This window comes from Acinetobacter chinensis (assembly GCF_002165375.2).
Classification (GTDB): Bacteria; Pseudomonadota; Gammaproteobacteria; order Pseudomonadales; family Moraxellaceae; genus Acinetobacter; species Acinetobacter chinensis.
Genome location: NZ_CP032134.1, coordinates 1,341,450 through 1,356,155 on the forward strand (window position 1 = coordinate 1,341,450; position 14,706 = coordinate 1,356,155).

At 41.2% G+C, this 14,706-nt stretch carries 15 protein-coding genes; 4 read left to right on the forward strand and 11 right to left on the reverse strand.

The window, feature by feature from the left end; all coding sequences use genetic code 11:
* Nucleotides 1-202 precede the first annotated feature (202 nt).
* The 4 genes from purB to CDG60_RS07160 are packed head-to-tail and all read right to left on the reverse strand — an operon-like array spanning nucleotide 203 to nucleotide 4,033.
* Nucleotides 203-1,591 carry an adenylosuccinate lyase gene (gene purB, locus CDG60_RS07145; RefSeq protein WP_087511394.1) on the reverse strand — a complete coding sequence of 463 codons (1,389 nt, stop codon included), beginning with the start codon at nucleotides 1,589-1,591 and terminating at the stop codon, nucleotides 203-205.
* A 52-nt stretch (nucleotides 1,592-1,643) separates the two neighbouring features.
* Complete coding sequence (gene hflD, locus CDG60_RS07150) at nucleotides 1,644-2,375, reverse strand: high frequency lysogenization protein HflD (RefSeq protein ID WP_087511395.1); 732 nt, start codon at nucleotides 2,373-2,375, stop codon at nucleotides 1,644-1,646.
* Between the two features lie 31 nt (nucleotides 2,376-2,406).
* Entirely contained in the window at nucleotides 2,407-3,543 is a 1,137-nt protein-coding gene (gene mnmA / locus CDG60_RS07155) for a tRNA 2-thiouridine(34) synthase MnmA (protein ID WP_087511396.1), read from the reverse strand.
* A gap of 4 nt (nucleotides 3,544-3,547) precedes the next feature.
* A complete protein-coding gene (locus CDG60_RS07160; RefSeq protein WP_087511397.1) occupies nucleotides 3,548-4,033 on the reverse strand; it encodes an NUDIX hydrolase in 486 nt (161 codons plus the stop codon).
* Nucleotides 4,034-4,250: 217 nt separating this feature from the next.
* On the opposite strand from CDG60_RS07160, the gene CDG60_RS07165 reads away from it, so the two are divergent.
* On the forward strand, nucleotides 4,251-5,150 hold the full coding sequence (locus tag CDG60_RS07165; protein WP_087511707.1) for an alpha/beta hydrolase: 900 nt from the start codon (nucleotides 4,251-4,253) through the stop codon (nucleotides 5,148-5,150).
* A gap of 363 nt (nucleotides 5,151-5,513) precedes the next feature.
* Here CDG60_RS07165 and CDG60_RS07170 read toward each other — a convergent pair whose 3' ends face one another.
* The 6 genes from CDG60_RS07170 to CDG60_RS07195 all read right to left on the reverse strand — a co-directional run bounded on the left by CDG60_RS07170 (nucleotide 5,514) and on the right by CDG60_RS07195 (nucleotide 10,415).
* Complete coding sequence (locus tag CDG60_RS07170; protein ID WP_160116994.1) at nucleotides 5,514-6,827, reverse strand: serine hydrolase domain-containing protein; 1,314 nt, start codon at nucleotides 6,825-6,827, stop codon at nucleotides 5,514-5,516.
* Nucleotides 6,828-6,835: 8 nt separating this feature from the next.
* A complete protein-coding gene (locus tag CDG60_RS07175) occupies nucleotides 6,836-7,285 on the reverse strand; it encodes a GNAT family N-acetyltransferase (protein WP_087511400.1) in 450 nt (149 codons plus the stop codon).
* Between the two features lie 267 nt (nucleotides 7,286-7,552).
* Nucleotides 7,553-8,092, reverse strand: a complete 540-nt coding sequence (locus tag CDG60_RS07180; RefSeq protein ID WP_087511401.1) for a gamma carbonic anhydrase family protein — start codon at nucleotides 8,090-8,092, stop codon at nucleotides 7,553-7,555.
* A 106-nt stretch (nucleotides 8,093-8,198) separates the two neighbouring features.
* Complete coding sequence (gene dacC, locus CDG60_RS07185; protein ID WP_087511403.1) at nucleotides 8,199-9,347, reverse strand: D-alanyl-D-alanine carboxypeptidase PBP5/6; 1,149 nt, start codon at nucleotides 9,345-9,347, stop codon at nucleotides 8,199-8,201.
* Nucleotides 9,348-9,464: 117 nt separating this feature from the next.
* Nucleotides 9,465-9,854 (reverse strand): MCR_0457 family protein, encoded by a 390-nt coding sequence (locus tag CDG60_RS07190; protein WP_087511404.1) that lies wholly within the window; start codon nucleotides 9,852-9,854, stop codon nucleotides 9,465-9,467.
* Between the two features lie 186 nt (nucleotides 9,855-10,040).
* Complete coding sequence (locus tag CDG60_RS07195) at nucleotides 10,041-10,415, reverse strand: MCR_0457 family protein (RefSeq protein ID WP_087511405.1); 375 nt, start codon at nucleotides 10,413-10,415, stop codon at nucleotides 10,041-10,043.
* A gap of 109 nt (nucleotides 10,416-10,524) precedes the next feature.
* Here CDG60_RS07195 and surE point away from each other — a divergent pair, with 109 nt between their 5' ends.
* The 3 genes from surE (at nucleotide 10,525) to CDG60_RS07210 (ending at nucleotide 13,248) form a co-directional block, all read left to right on the forward strand.
* Nucleotides 10,525-11,295: a 5'/3'-nucleotidase SurE gene (gene surE, locus CDG60_RS07200; RefSeq protein WP_087511708.1), complete on the forward strand. Its 771-nt coding sequence runs from the start codon at nucleotides 10,525-10,527 to the stop codon at nucleotides 11,293-11,295.
* Between the two features lie 114 nt (nucleotides 11,296-11,409).
* The gene (locus tag CDG60_RS07205) at nucleotides 11,410-12,225 is read left to right on the forward strand and encodes a peptidoglycan DD-metalloendopeptidase family protein (protein ID WP_087511406.1); all 816 of its coding nucleotides are present in this window, start codon (nucleotides 11,410-11,412) and stop codon (nucleotides 12,223-12,225) included.
* A gap of 93 nt (nucleotides 12,226-12,318) precedes the next feature.
* Complete coding sequence (locus tag CDG60_RS07210; protein ID WP_087511407.1) at nucleotides 12,319-13,248, forward strand: LysR family transcriptional regulator; 930 nt, start codon at nucleotides 12,319-12,321, stop codon at nucleotides 13,246-13,248.
* Nucleotides 13,249-13,312: 64 nt separating this feature from the next.
* On the opposite strand, the gene CDG60_RS07215 is transcribed toward CDG60_RS07210, so the two are convergent.
* Nucleotides 13,313-14,524 carry an aspartate aminotransferase family protein gene (locus CDG60_RS07215; protein ID WP_087511408.1) on the reverse strand — a complete coding sequence of 404 codons (1,212 nt, stop codon included), beginning with the start codon at nucleotides 14,522-14,524 and terminating at the stop codon, nucleotides 13,313-13,315.
* Between the last annotated feature and the right edge of the window lie 182 nt (nucleotides 14,525-14,706).

Consider the following 14,706-nt stretch of genomic DNA (forward strand, 5'->3'; position numbering starts at 1 on the left):
TAGATTCCTAAATCTCCCCTCTTGTGAAGCTAGCTTCTCATCTTTGAAAAAGAGGGGAACTTCTTGTAACTAAAATAATTTTTAGTATTGAAAAGCCCCCTCCTTTGGAAAAGGTGAGGAACATGTTCCGCAAGGGGAGGATTTAAAAAGCCAATAAAAAACGAAGCCTAAGCTTCGTTTTTTTACTTTAAGCAAATTTAGATTAGATTTTAGAAATCAAATCTTTAATTTGTTTTGCTTGTTCAGCAGCATTACCTGTATATGTAGCAGGTGTCATTTCAGCTAAACGTGCGCGATCCGTAGCAGGTACAGCTTCAAGCTCATTACCATTGACGAAATCAACCATCATGTCACGTGTCATTGCTTGACCACGAGTTAATGCTTTTAATTTTTCGTATGGTTTTTCAACGTTATAACGACGCATAACAGTTTGAATCGGTTCAGCTAGAACTTCCTGAGCATGATCAAGATCTTCAAGAATACGTGCAGCATTCAGTTCAAGTTTACCAATACCTTTTAAGCAAGCTTCAAAAGCGATTAAGCTTTGCGCCAGACCAACACCCATGTTACGAAGAACAGTAGAGTCAGTAAGGTCACGCTGCCAGCGGGAAATTGGAAGTTTTTCACCTAAGTGTGCAAGTACAGCATTTGCGATACCCAGGTTACCTTCAGAATTTTCAAAGTCGATAGGGTTTACCTTATGTGGCATAGTTGAAGAACCAACTTCGCCATCTTTCAAACGTTGCTTGAAGAAACCTAAAGAGATATAACCCCAGACGTCACGGTTAAAGTCGATCAGTACTGTGTTGAAACGACGTAAAGCATCGAACATTTCAGCGATATAATCGTGTGGCTCGATCTGAGTGGTATACGGGTTGAATGTTAAACCTAAAGATTCAACAAATGCCTGTGAGTGCGCAGGCCAGTTGATTTCTGGGTAAGCAGAGTAGTGCGCATTGTAGTTACCTACAGCACCGTTGATTTTACCGAGTAATTCAACCTGGTTGAACTGTTTGATCTGGCGAGCAAGGCGATATGCCACGTTTGCCATTTCTTTACCCAGTGTTGTAGGGCTTGCAGTCTGACCGTGTGTACGGGACAGCATTGGTTGTTCTGCATGAGTTTCAGCCAGTGCAGCAATCGCATCAACGATCTGTTGCATGGACTCAACCAGAACAGCACGACCATTTTTCAGCATTAATGCATGAGATAAGTTGTTGATGTCTTCAGAAGTACATGCAAAGTGAATGAATTCACCGGCATTTTTTAATTCTTCAATATCAGCAATCTGTTCTTTTAAAAAGTATTCAACTGCTTTTACATCGTGGTTGGTTGTGCGTTCAATTTCTTTAATGCGGTTTGCATTGTCTTCAGAAAAGTCTGCAACAATTGCATCCAGTGCAGCATTGGTTGCAGCAGAAAATGCAGGAACTTCTGTAATTTCAGGATGGTTAGCCAGTGCCTGTAACCAGCGTACTTCAACAGTCACACGAGCATGGATCAGACCAAACTCAGAGAGGAAAGGGCGCAGCGCATCACATTTGCTTGCGTAGCGTCCATCTAATGGCGAAAGTGCGGTTAAAGCGTTCATAGCGATTCCTTAAACATTGGAATTAAACGTAAAGTAATTTGTGTCATGGTGGTCAGACCACCTGATACTGCAGGCGAGCTAAATCCTGAATATCCTGAAGAAGTTTGCGCTTACTGAAAATCATGCCCCAGGAGCTTCCTCCCAGCTGACGCCATAAATGCGCCATTTGCAGACCAGTGAAAAGAGATGCGCGAATCCGGTTGGTATGAGAGCTGTCTTTAAAGGCTTCTGCATTCCCCCGAACCATAATCCGAGGGTTAATCTGTCCAGCAGTCTCGACATAAGTCTGAGCCAGATTGGCAATAATGCTTGGATGTAAATAATTATTATCAAAAAAAGACAGCTGCTTCAGAATTTTTTGTTGAGACTGTTCAATGATTTTGACAAATTCCGGATTGCTGTAGACTTTCTTTTCAAGCTGCAGCAAAGCCATGGCATATGACATTGGCAGTTTGGTGTTTGCAAGTTTAGGCAGTCTGGATTTTGGTGATACGGTAAATGGTTCGTTAATGCTGCTTTCCAGTGTTTTTAATCCAAGGGAAATATCGGCTAACTGGGTAAAGAAATCCAGGGTCTGGCAGGAGCATTTGCCTGCTGGACGGATATTCAGGCTGGCTTTGATCAGCTGTTCCAGATAAAAATTTCCACTTTCACCAATACTTTGTCTGCCTGTCAGTGCAGTCATATGAGTCAGTTGAGTGGCCTGAAATACACCTGCCAGTGCCAGCGCCCGATTCTGACGCGGGTTTAAAGTCTGAGGCTGTTGAAAGGGCAACTCAACCATGCCTGGATTCCTTTAGAAAATGGATTGCAGATTATTCAAGAAAGTCTGGTTTTGGAGCATTGGTATGATGAATCACACCACCACCCAGACAGACTTCACCATCATAAAACACAACACTCTGACCTGGTGTGACAGCACGTTGCGGTTCATCAAATTCTACACGGACACCATTTGGGGTATCTGCATCTTTATAAATTGTACAACGCTGATCATCCTGGCGGTAACGGGTTTTTGCCGTGCATCGGAAACCTGCTTCAGAAATGTCCTGTTCACCAGCAACCCAGTCGATGGCTTCTGACCATAAAATAGTACTTTGCATAAGCGGGTGTTCATGCCCCTGACCGACAACTAAACGGTTACCTTCGATATCTTTATGCAGTACAAACCAGGCGCCTTCTTCAGCACCTTTTAAACCGCCAATACCAATACCACCACGCTGACCGAGCGTATAGTACATTAAACCGTGATGATCACCAATGACTTTACCTGTATCCAGTACGATTTTACCAGGTTGAGCGGGCAGATACTGTTTTAAGAAATCATTAAAGCGACGTTCACCAATAAAACAGATACCCGTTGAGTCTTTTTTCTTAGCAGTGACTAACCCGAGTTCTTCAGCTATTTTCCGTACCTGAGGTTTTTCAATTTCACCGACAGGGAACAGCGTTTTATTGATTTCACGACCATGTACGGCATGCAGGAAATAGGTTTGGTCTTTGTTATTGTCTACGCCACGCAGTAAAGGTGCATACTCTTCATCACGTGAATTGGTCGCAGTTTCACCACGGCGGCAGTAGTGACCAGTCGCAATAAAATCTGCACCTAAGTTCACAGCGTGATCCAGGAAAGCACGGAATTTGATTTCTTTGTTACAGAGGATATCAGGGTTAGGTGTACGACCAGCGGCATATTCTGCAAGGAAGTGCTCGAATACACGATCCCAGTATTCCATCGCAAAATTTGCAGTATGCAGTTTAATACCGATCTTATCGCAGACAGCCTGTGCATCGGCAAGGTCATCCATTGCCGTGCAGTATTCCGTGCCGTCATCTTCTTCCCAGTTTTTCATGAAAAGACCTTCAACGTGATAACCCTGTTGAAGTAAAAGTGCAGCAGAAACAGACGAATCTACACCACCAGACATACCGACGATGACACGTTGTTGCATAGGATCAGGCATCCAGATTTGAAATTAAAGGAGAGTTTTGGTGCTCATAAACGAGCGAAAGCGGGTATTTTTGCCCAGAAAGTGCATCTTGTACAGCCTTAATCACCAATGGACTGCGGGCACGGGCTGTTTCAAGTAATTCTTCGAGTGTCATCCACTTTGGACCTACGATTCCTGTATCGAGTTCAGCTTCCGGAAAATATTCCAGAACATGAGCCAGAAAACAGAATCTGAAATAGGTACGGTCAGGAAACATAGGCGGGGTATAGGTATAAATACCAAGCAGTGAATCTATTTCTACCGCATGTCCCGTTTCTTCCATCGTTTCACGGATTGCAGCCTGAATAACGGATTCACCACATTCAACATGACCTGCCGGCTGATTAAATACAGTATGCGTCACACCTTCTGTATGTTCTTCTACAAAAAGAAATTTTCCATCTCTTTCAACAACAGTTGCGACAGTAACGTGAGGCGTCCAGGAGGTCATAACCAGCACCGTGGGAAGTAAAGCGCTATTCTACAAAATTTTGGAGGTGGTGGCTATGACGCTCTATTTTTTCTTTGATTTTGTGCTCAGATACTGTCTGGCGGATTTTAAAGTGAATATGAATAACTGATAATTTTTCTTGTAAATGGAAATAATTCTTATTTAAATAAACTGCAATGCAGAAATGAATAGAGATGAGTCCGTGAAAAAGCTTTTTTTGTCTGTACTGGGAGCAGTTTTGATTTCAGCTTCTCCGAATATTACTTTCGCCAAACCTGAGATTAAGCCACTTGCACCTAATATCGCTGAGACTGGTTCTGAGTATTACCGTTTCAGTATAAAGACTTTTGAATCTACTGATAAAAAACGGAAGTACAGAGTCTGGTTGGGTATACCGACTCAGCTGAATCCTTTACAACAAAAAGAGGGTTATCTGTACAGATCAGTATTTATGCTGGATGGTAATGCTGCAATGTCTCACCTGGATGATCAGATACTGAAAAAATTAAGCGAGCGGGATGCACCTGTGCTTGTTGCTATAGGGTATGAAACTAATCTTCCTTTCGAAACCGTTTCACGTGCTCTAGATTATACTCCGGCAGATTTAAGGACAGGACTACCTGCGGCAGATCCACGTTCTCCTCAGAGAATGAGTGGTGGAAGTTCAGAATTTAAAAAGATAATAACCGAGAAAATTTCACCGTGGGTTGAGCAACAGATCAAACTTGATTCTTCACGCCGTGCGCTCTGGGGGCATTCTTATGGCGGATTGTTTGTGCTGGACAGTCTGTTGACAACAACCTATTTCAGTCATTATTTTGCAGCGAGTCCATCTTTATCGTGGGCAGATCAGCGGATGATACAGAAAATAGAAACGACAGCAGTTCCATTTCCTGAAAAAAAGCAGCTGTTACTGATGGAGGGGGATATAACAACGCAAGTGGGAACGGTACAAAGCAGTAACTTTGATACGTCTAGTATTAATAATAATCGGAAAGTTTTGTCGAAGTTTAAAGTTCAGGGTGTAGATGCGAAATTTTTAATTTATCCTGACTTAAAACACGGTGAGATGTTTAAAGCTTCTTTGCTTGATGTTTTATTGAATCGATGGATGTGATTATTTGAGTCATCGGCTGAAATTTCATAATGCGGTCTAATATGGAAGTGAACTGGTATTGGATCTGGAATAATGAAGTAGAGCTATGAAACAATGTCTGAATACAGGGTGTGGAATGTAAAAAATCAATGAAAATCCGTTCCAGTGCATGATTTAGTGGAATGGATTTACGTAAGATGTTGAGGGTGAAATTTAAGACTCTCCATAATAAGTATGATGTTAGCTACAGTTGGTTTAAAATATCTTTGATTAATGTGTAATAATAAAATGGTAGCTTAAAGATAATTAAATTATTCCGAGTAGAAATTTCCTCTTTTAGAATATACTCTCTTGTGGTCTTTAATAGACTATTCCTATTGATAGCTATATCTGACGTTCCTCCGTATAAATGAAAATAGAATGAACTTGCATCAAATCCTTATCGAAGCTTGCATAAATTGTCATGACATTATTAACGCAATTAGCTTTGTAAACTCGATCGAAATGATTTCCATTCGGTTGATTTTGGATTAATTTTAACTGGTTCAGTATTCCTTGTTTCTTCAATAAAATCGCGGCTTTGACTAAAGAGATACCATCAATATTTGTTTCAACTTTATCGGAAACACCATGATCAGCAATTTTTTCAATTTCTGTTACCAACTCCAAGGTCAGTAAAGGGAATTCATCATAAATTAAGCAGTCATTATTTCGTTTAAAGTTGGAATCATAACGTTCAGCGATACCATTCAAGATTTCTCCAACATTTGCATTACTTGAATTTGCAAGAACAGTAAAAGCTATATTGTCTTTTTCATATCGTAGAAATGCAGTACGAAAACCTTGCCATGATCCTTCGTGCCCGATTACTAACTGGTTATTTATGCTTTGAATATCCCATCCGAATCCGTAGGGATAACTCTGTCCATTATTTAGCTGCACTGGTGTCAATATTTGATCCCATGATTGTTGAGATAATATTCCTCGAGTAGAAATTATTGCATTCCATTTCAGGTAGTCTTCTAAAGACATATAGAGAGATCCTTCAGCTAATGTATTTGCTGAAGCTGATGTCCACTGTTGATTTTTTAATTCGCCATCAATGCTCTCGTAGCCAGCTGAACGATTCATAACAATATCGGTATCACTCAATATTCGAGCCGTATGCATACTTGCAGGTTTAAAAATCCGCTCTTCAAGAATTTGCCAATACTTTAAATTGGCAACATTGTTAACAATGAAACCTAATATTGAGTAACCAGTATTACTATACGACCAGCGTGTACCTGCAGGGAAATCAATAGGGGTGGAGTAGTGTTGTTCAAGGTACTCTTCGTCAGAATATTCTTGTTTCACATCTATATCAGTAGCGCCTAAACCGGCAGTATGGGTGAGCAAATGTCGCAGAGTTATTGGTTGCCAATCAGCAGGAGCGTTCGGTAAGTAATTTTTAATAGATTCATCAAGAATTAATTTTTTATCTTCTACAAGAATCATCACAGCCATTGCAGTAAACATTTTACCAATGGATGCGGTTTGAAAAACTGTATTGGTTAGTACGGGAACATTGTGTTCAATATTCGATAAGCCATAACCTTTCAAATGTAATGGCTTACCATTTTTAAAGATACCAGCAGCAATTCCTGGTATCTTTTGGCGGTTTAATTCAGAATTGACAAAATCATCAACTTTATACATGTTCACACTTATAAATTTAGTTGATAGTAGAGTTCTTCTTTTAGAATTTTACCTGTAAAGGTAAATCCAAAAGAAGTATATAATTTTTTAGCAATGATATTGTCATCATCAATCATGATGTTCACGGTTTTAATACCATTAGACTTAAAAAATTCCAAAATGGCTGCAAATGATTGTCGGCCATATCCTTTTCCAAGATATTTATGGTCAATCATAAAGCGGCAAACTTCTACTTCCGTATCTTCGGGAGAGAACTGCTTATACATAAAAAATCCAATCAGAGTATCGTTACTGTATAAGGCTTTTGGCTTACACTCCGGATAGAATTTTGATTCTGTTAAAGAAATAGCATTACAACAAAGAAAATCTTCAAAGATTGTTCCTATACCATCTTTATTTCCTGTAAGTTCGCAGACATCAAAGCAGTTGTCTTTATCAATTTCACGTATTTCGATCATAATAAAATTACTAAGTTTTCTTGAGATATAAAATAAACATCACACACATTTACAAAGCTGCATAATTTAGCATGATTGACAATCAGTATACGACAGCACTGATGTTTATGACAAAAGTAAGACTGTATCTTATTATTCGTTTAAGTACTTTTTACAAGCAACTAAATAGTAAATATCATTAAAATCTGACAATCATAGATATTTAAATAAGGATGCCTTGCGTACAGTATATTTATGCTTAGCTTAAATTTTTTATATGAAACAGACTTAAGCCTGTTCCATATAATTATTCGACACTTTTACATAGTTCTGAGCAGAGTAGGGCAAAAACTCTTTTTCCTTATCGGTTAAAGGACGGACTTTCTGTACAGGACTGCCCACATACAGGTAACCGCTTTCCAGCACTTTCCGTGGTGGAACAAGTGAACCCGCACCAATCATTACATCATCTTCAATCACAGCATCATCTAAAATAATGGCATTGATACCGACCAAAACACGGTTGCCAATGGTACAGCCATGCAAAGTCACATGATGACCAATCGTCACATCTTCACCAATAATCAAAGGTGAACCATTGGGTTTTGCATCATTTTTATGGCTCACGTGCAACATACAGTGATCCTGGACATTGGAATTTCGCCCGATCTTAATATGGTTGACATCACCGCGGATGACTGCGAAGGGCCACACCGACACATTTTCGGCAAGGGTCACTTCACCAATGACGACAGAAAGTTCGTCTATGTAACAGGTTGAATCAATTTTAGGATGATGATGCAGATATGGGCGGATATTCTTTTTCATGACATTCCATTGCAAAACTTTATATAGCGTAGAGTATAAAATAAAAAAGCATCCGAGCCGAGGCTGGGATGCTTTAGTCTAAGCTGAAAATCAGCCTGGAAAGATTTTAGAACAGGTTAGCAAAGAACTGCTTGATATGATCAATCATACGGGCAAAGAAACCGGCTTCTTCAACTGCTTTTAATGCAACCAGTGGTTTTTCAGCAATAACTTTACCATTGAATGTGGCAACGTATTTACCTACAACCTGACCTGCTTTTAACGGAGCAGTCAGCTTAGGCTGAACAACCAGCTGAGTTTTAATGGCATTTGCCTGACCTTTAGGCATAGTGACATTAAACGCTTCAGGAAGACCGATCTGTACGTCATTCTCTTTACCGAAGTAAACTTTGGCTTTAGCCAGTACCTGGTTTGCAGGTTGTACTTTGACTGTTTCAAAGTTTGCATAGCCCCATGCCAGAATTTCGCGTGTCTGAGAAGCACGTTGATTCATGCTTGGCGCACCAAAAATAACCGAAATCAAGCGCATTGGACCACGTTTTGAAGAGGTGGTCAGGCAGAAACCTGCTTCTTCAGTATGACCTGTTTTTAAACCATCCACACTTGGGTCAGTGTAGAGCAATGCATTTCGGTTACCTTGTCTGATGCCGTTAAAGGTGAATTCTTTTTCAGAATAGATCGGGTAATATTTAGAGCTGTCATGGATAATGTGCTGAGCAAGTGTCGCCATATCTTTAGCTGTAGAATAATGACCTTCAGCAGGCATACCTGTTGAGTTGATGAAGCTGGTATTGATCATGCCAATACGCTTTGCTTCTTCATTCATCATGTGTGCAAAAGTACCTTCATTTCCGGCAATATGCTCAGCCATTGCTTTGGAAGCATCGTTACCAGACTGAACAATAATGCCACGAAGCATCTCAAGTGCGGTTGCTGTTCCATTCAGAGGAACATACATGCATGATTCGGTGCTGCTGCCACGACACCATGCAGATTCATTCATCCGTACTTTTTCATCTTCCGTGAGTTCACCCTTCAGTAACTTTTGTTCAATGATGTAGCTGGTCATCATTTTAGTCATTGAAGCAGGGGCCAGTTTTTCATTTTCGTTTTTTGAAGCCAGTATCTGTCCTGTTTCATAATCCATCAGTACATAGGATTTATTATTAAGTTCTGGTGGAGAAGCCAGGACAGTTGCTGCATGGGAAAAACATGGTAATAGTAATGCGGCAGCAAGGGCGCTTTTTCGGATCATGCTGGGTGGTTCCAATATTTTGATATAGCACAAAGAGCCTAGCATTTTAGGATAAAGCAAAGCCGACTTCCACGGTAGAAATCGGCTTATTTTAAAAGTATTTGTAACCAATTCGTTTTATTTGCTGTAATTGGTCAGTTCCTGACAGATTTTAAGGTTGCCGGCATTGCCAGCGTTTTTAGCATCTGAACGGGCTTCTTTCAGAAAGCTCTGAAATTTTTTCTGTTTGCTCAGGTCAGCCAGGGCTGAAACAGAATCTTTTTCCTGCGGAAGATATTCTTTGGTCAGTTTTTGATAGCCCGCTGCAAATTTTTCTTTGTTGTCTACAATGGATGGGCAGACTTCAGAAAGCACATAAATAGCAGCCAGTTCTTCCTGTGTGATTTTCTGTACAGGTGTAACTTCAATATTTTCATCGGCTGGGCTGTTTGCAGAAACAGAAGTGGAGATGACTGAACATGCTGTCAGTGCTGTCAATGCAAAAGATTTTAGAACAGATAAAGTCATTTCAATATAAACCTGAATAATTACTGATAAAACATAAGCGGATTTAAGGGTAACCTGAATTTATGTAAATAAAACAGTAAAAATGTATAGGGAGTGCTGAATCGTGAAGAAGATATGTAGAAAATAAAAAAAGAACTTCAGTTAGGAAATTCTTTTTTAATCAAAGGATCTGAATTGTGTGGAGGATTATTCTGAATAGTTCAGAACATCATCACAGACAGATTTTTGCTCATCTTTAGATGTATCCTGAGCATCTTTGCGGGCTTCCTGCAAAATGGTTTTGTACTCAGTGTCATTTTGCAGTTTTTCATAGGTCATGGACTTATCTGAGTATTCTTTCAGGTAGCTGTCGATCAGACTTTTTACATTTGTTGCAATTTTTGCACTGTTTCCTGTAACGGCAGGGCAAACTTCATTCATAATCTGTGCAGCCGCAATATCTTCTTTGGCAATAGTGTTTGCTTCTTCCTGGCTGAGACCCTCACTGGCTGAAACCGCCTGAGTCAGTACAGCAGCAAAGATGAACCCCGATAAACTGCGGAAGAAAGTTGTGTATTTCATGCGAATCACTTTTTATGATGGAAGTTGATGCTAAATATATATAATTTCTCATATATTTCAATTGAATGATCTGATCAGTCATGGTTTTTTACAGCAGGATTTTTGTATAGTGAATATTTTAATTGCAAATGATGATGGGGTGCTTGCTCCTGGTATTCAGGCACTTGCACAGGCATTGCGTCCTTTAGGGCGGGTTGTCATCGTCGCGCCAGAGAGTGAACGCAGTGGATTTTCCAGCGCACTGACCTTGGACCGTCCATTAAAACCTGTACAGATTGCAGAAGATATCTGGGCAATCAATGGAACACCTGCAGACTGTGTTTATCTTTCCATGAACGGGCTGTTTGATTTTGAGTTTGATCTAGTGGTCAGCGGTATTAACAGTGGTGCAAACCTGGGTGATGATGTGCTTTATTCAGGAACTGTCGGGGCGGCATTTGAAGGACGGTTAATGAAACTGCCGGCGGTTGCGGTTTCCATGTCAGGACCTGATGTCCGTTCATATACCCAGCCTGAACAGTATGCCGTTGCTGCACAATGGGTACATGATTTTATTGCTGCAGGACTCCCTGTACTGCCACAGCGTCATATTCTCAATATCAATATTCCGGATATTGCGGAAATCAAAGGTGCAAAAGTGACTTATCAGGGACGTAAAAGTCAGTCAAAACCCATCACCAGTCATGTAGACCCACGTGGTCGTCAGGTGTACTGGATCGGTCTTTCGGGAGAGTCTGTTGCAGAGCAGAAAGAAGGGCTGAACGGAATTGAGTCAGACTTTTTTGCTGTGGCAAATGGCTTTGTCAGTATAACGCCTATACAGATGGATGCCACAAATTATGAAATTCTGAATACATTGAGTGCTCAGCTGAGTAAATAACGCCAATTAATGTTATAACTTTGTGAAAATACGCATGTTGACGCTATTTTATGAATGTTTTTTGCTAATCTAACCGCAAAACCTAAATATACAGAAATGCAGAGAGGAAGCTGAATGCCTTTGGTGTCACAATATCGCTTATTTACAGTATCTTCGGCTATGCTCAAGACTGTTGTACTGTCTTCTGCTGTGATTTCAACCGTCATTTTGAGCGGTTGTGCTTCGAAGCCGCAGGTCAATAATCCAACCCGTTACGCTAAAGCACCTGATTACTACACAGTACGCTCAGGGGATACATTAAGTGGAATTGCTGCCCGTTACGGATTGAGCTATACCAGTGTTGCAGATATGAATGATATTGCTGCACCTTATAGAATCTATGTGGGGCAATCCATTCGACTGAAAAGCTCAGGTGCCCGTAAAACAGCATCGACGGCTGCGGTTACTCAGACTGCACCTATTCAGCGCCAGACAATTGCATTGCCTGCTGGTCAGACAGCGCCAGTTGTTCCTGTGACACCTGTTTCTCCTGCAGCACCGGCTGGAGTATCCGCAGCTTCAAGTCTGAAATGGGTTAAACCATCCAGTGGTGCGGTTGTTGAAAGTTTCAATGCTGCAGCAAATGTGAAAGGTATCCGATATGGTGGCAACCAGGGGGATCCAGTCTTTGCAGCAGCGAATGGGCAGGTTGTATATGCTGCAGATGGCTTAAAGGAATACGGCAATCTGGTTCTGATTAAACATATTGATGGTTATATTACGGCTTATGCCCATAACAGTAAAATGCTGGTCAGTAGTGGTCAAAATGTAACGGCTGGTCAAAAAATTGCTGAGATGGGTTCGACGGGCGCAAGCCGGACAATGCTTGAGTTTCAGGTACGTTTGAACGGGAAACCGATCAATCCTGCGAATGTTTTACCAATAAACTGAATTTAGCTGATACAAAACACGAATTTCACCGTATAATACAATGAGTTGCTTTTATTGGGAGATAAGAGCACTCATAAGTTCAGAGGGAAATTTATGTTAGATCAACTTCGGGCAATGGGAGTATTTGCCTGTGTAGTTGAAAAAAGTTCGTTCAGTGGTGCTGCCCGCGAACTGGGTATTACTACAAGTGCTGTAAGTCAGCAGATACGTTCACTGGAACAGGAGATGGAAGTCACACTTCTGCATCGTTCCACGCGTAAGCTGAGTCTGACAGAAGCAGGACAGGCCTTTTTTCATAGCTGCAAGGAAATGCTGGCTGCTGCTGAGCGTGGAAAAATACGCATTAATGAATTACGTGATGACCTTGTAGGTGATCTACGGATTGCAACGACCCCGGAACTTGGTGCAAATCATGTTATACCTGCACTGTCTCACTGGATGCAGGCTCATCGTGGTCTTTCAGTACAGATCGAAGCAGACAATCAGTATATTGACCTGATTGAAGGACGCATTGATATTGCACTGAGAATGAGTTCAAAAATTGAAGACAGTAACCTGAATGTTATTCCGCTTGCGAGAGTGGAGCAGGTGTTGGTCGCTTCACCAAGTTATCTGAATCAGTCAGCTCCGGTTTCGCGTCCGGAAGATTTAAAAAATCATGATCTGATTCCTGTGAACCTGATGAAAAATTATCAACATTTTTCATTTACTCACGGTGTAACAGCTGAAGCGGTTTCACTGGAAATGAATACACGTTTGACCACAAATAATGTACTGGTTGCAAAGTCATTATGTCTGCATGGACATGGTATAGCCCGTATTTTATATCTGGATGTACAGAAAGATTTAGTCAATGGATCTTTGATGGAAGTCCTGCCTGAGTGGAAACTGCCAACTTTCACTTTGTACGCCATTACTTCAAAAAGCGAACAGCAACCGATGAAAGTGCATCGTTGCCTGGATGCATTAAAACAATATTTTTGCCAGCTACCAGGTGGCAGAATATACCAAGAAGCTTCATAAAAGCCTGTATATGAAAAAAAGCCGCTAAAAGCGGCTTTTCGTGTTTTTAAACCAGGAAAAAGTTTCAGGCAAGAAACTTTTTCACCATTTTAACAACGCGTTCAATGAGCTGATCAGCCTGAGCCTTATCAATATTCAGTGGTGGCAACAGACGGATGACTGAGCCAGCAGTTACGTTCAGAATCAGTCTGTATTCGTCACGGGCAATATTGACCAGTTCACCGCATGCTTTTGGCAATTCAATGCCGATCATCAGACCAAAGCCACGGACAGTAACATTCTGATCAGCCAGCTGTTCTTTAAACTGATTTACGATATAAGCACCCATTGAGGCTGCATTTTCAACCAGCTGTTCTTTCTGAATGGTATTAATTACAGTGTAAACCACACGTGAACCCAGTGCTGTACCGCTGTAGGTGGAACCGTGATTTCCGGCAGTCAGTACACCAACACCACGTCCCTGAGTCATGACAGCACCAATCGGGAAACCATTTCCCAGTCCTTTGGCTGTAGAGATTACATCAGGAACAATACTGGTGTGCTGGTAGGCAAAAAATTTACCTGTACGGCCATTACCGGTCTGAACTTCATCCAGCATCATTAACCAGTTGTGCTGATTACAGATACGACGGATGTCTTCCAGATAGCTGAAGCCCTGAGGTGCAGTATTTACACCACCTTCGCCCTGAATCGGTTCAATCAGAATGGCAACAATGTCTGGATGGTTGATTGCAGCTTCTTCAATGGCTTCGATATCGCCAAACGGAACACGGATAAATCCTTCAACAAGCGGTGCAAAACCTTCCTGAACTTTTTTATTGCCTGTAGCTGACAGTGTTGCCAGGGTACGACCGTGGAAAGAATGGTCAGCGACAATAATTTTAGGGTTGGCAACACCTTGAAGATGACCGAATTTGCGGGCAATTTTGATTGCACCTTCATTTGATTCAGCACCACTGTTTGAAAAGAAGACTTCTTCCATGCCGGCAACTTCTGCCAGTTTCTGAGCCGCAGCCGTCTGCCATGGAACTTCAAAAAGGTTGCTGGTGTGAATCAGGGTTGCAGCCTGATCAGCAATTGCTTCAGTCACAGCAGGATGTGCATGACCCAGACCACAGACCGCAATACCGGTCAGTGCATCCAGATATTCTGTACCGTCTGCTGTGTAGAGATAAGATCCTCGTCCTCGGACAAAGCTGATCGGCTGACGGCCAAATACAGGCATCAAATGTGATGGTTGATCAGTTTGTACAGGGGCAAGGGTAATGTTGTTCATGACTAACTCTTATCTGTCAGTGGGATTGAAAAAAGAACTGAGCGCCATATTTTACAGGTCTGCTCAGCAAACTCTATATAAGCAAAATATACCCAGGAATAAAAGTCCGATTGTAAATAAAACTGGAAATATTGCTTTAGAGATACTGTTTTGTCGAGTTTTGGGTATAATGCACGACAGAT

What these genes read in the sequence shown, in the direction of transcription:
- CDG60_RS07175 (WP_087511400.1), bottom strand. Translation starts at nt 7,285, where the DNA reads ATGATCGAAATACGTGAAATTGATAAAGACAACTGCTTTGATGTCTGC.
- CDG60_RS07215 (WP_087511408.1), bottom strand. Translation starts at nt 14,524, where the DNA reads ATGAACAACATTACCCTTGCCCCTGTACAAACTGATCAACCATCACAT.
- purB (WP_087511394.1), bottom strand. Translation starts at nt 1,591, where the DNA reads ATGAACGCTTTAACCGCACTTTCGCCATTAGATGGACGCTACGCAAGC.
- CDG60_RS07205 (WP_087511406.1), top strand. Translation starts at nt 11,410, where the DNA reads ATGCCTTTGGTGTCACAATATCGCTTATTTACAGTATCTTCGGCTATG.
- CDG60_RS07160 (WP_087511397.1), bottom strand. Translation starts at nt 4,033, where the DNA reads ATGACCTCCTGGACGCCTCACGTTACTGTCGCAACTGTTGTTGAAAGA.
- CDG60_RS07180 (WP_087511401.1), bottom strand. Translation starts at nt 8,092, where the DNA reads ATGAAAAAGAATATCCGCCCATATCTGCATCATCATCCTAAAATTGAT.
- CDG60_RS07210 (WP_087511407.1), top strand. Translation starts at nt 12,319, where the DNA reads ATGTTAGATCAACTTCGGGCAATGGGAGTATTTGCCTGTGTAGTTGAA.
- CDG60_RS07190 (WP_087511404.1), bottom strand. Translation starts at nt 9,854, where the DNA reads ATGACTTTATCTGTTCTAAAATCTTTTGCATTGACAGCACTGACAGCA.
- hflD (WP_087511395.1), bottom strand. Translation starts at nt 2,375, where the DNA reads ATGGTTGAGTTGCCCTTTCAACAGCCTCAGACTTTAAACCCGCGTCAG.
- mnmA (WP_087511396.1), bottom strand. Translation starts at nt 3,543, where the DNA reads ATGCAACAACGTGTCATCGTCGGTATGTCTGGTGGTGTAGATTCGTCT.
- CDG60_RS07195 (WP_087511405.1), bottom strand. Translation starts at nt 10,415, where the DNA reads ATGAAATACACAACTTTCTTCCGCAGTTTATCGGGGTTCATCTTTGCT.
- dacC (WP_087511403.1), bottom strand. Translation starts at nt 9,347, where the DNA reads ATGATCCGAAAAAGCGCCCTTGCTGCCGCATTACTATTACCATGTTTT.
- CDG60_RS07170 (WP_160116994.1), bottom strand. Translation starts at nt 6,827, where the DNA reads ATGTATAAAGTTGATGATTTTGTCAATTCTGAATTAAACCGCCAAAAG.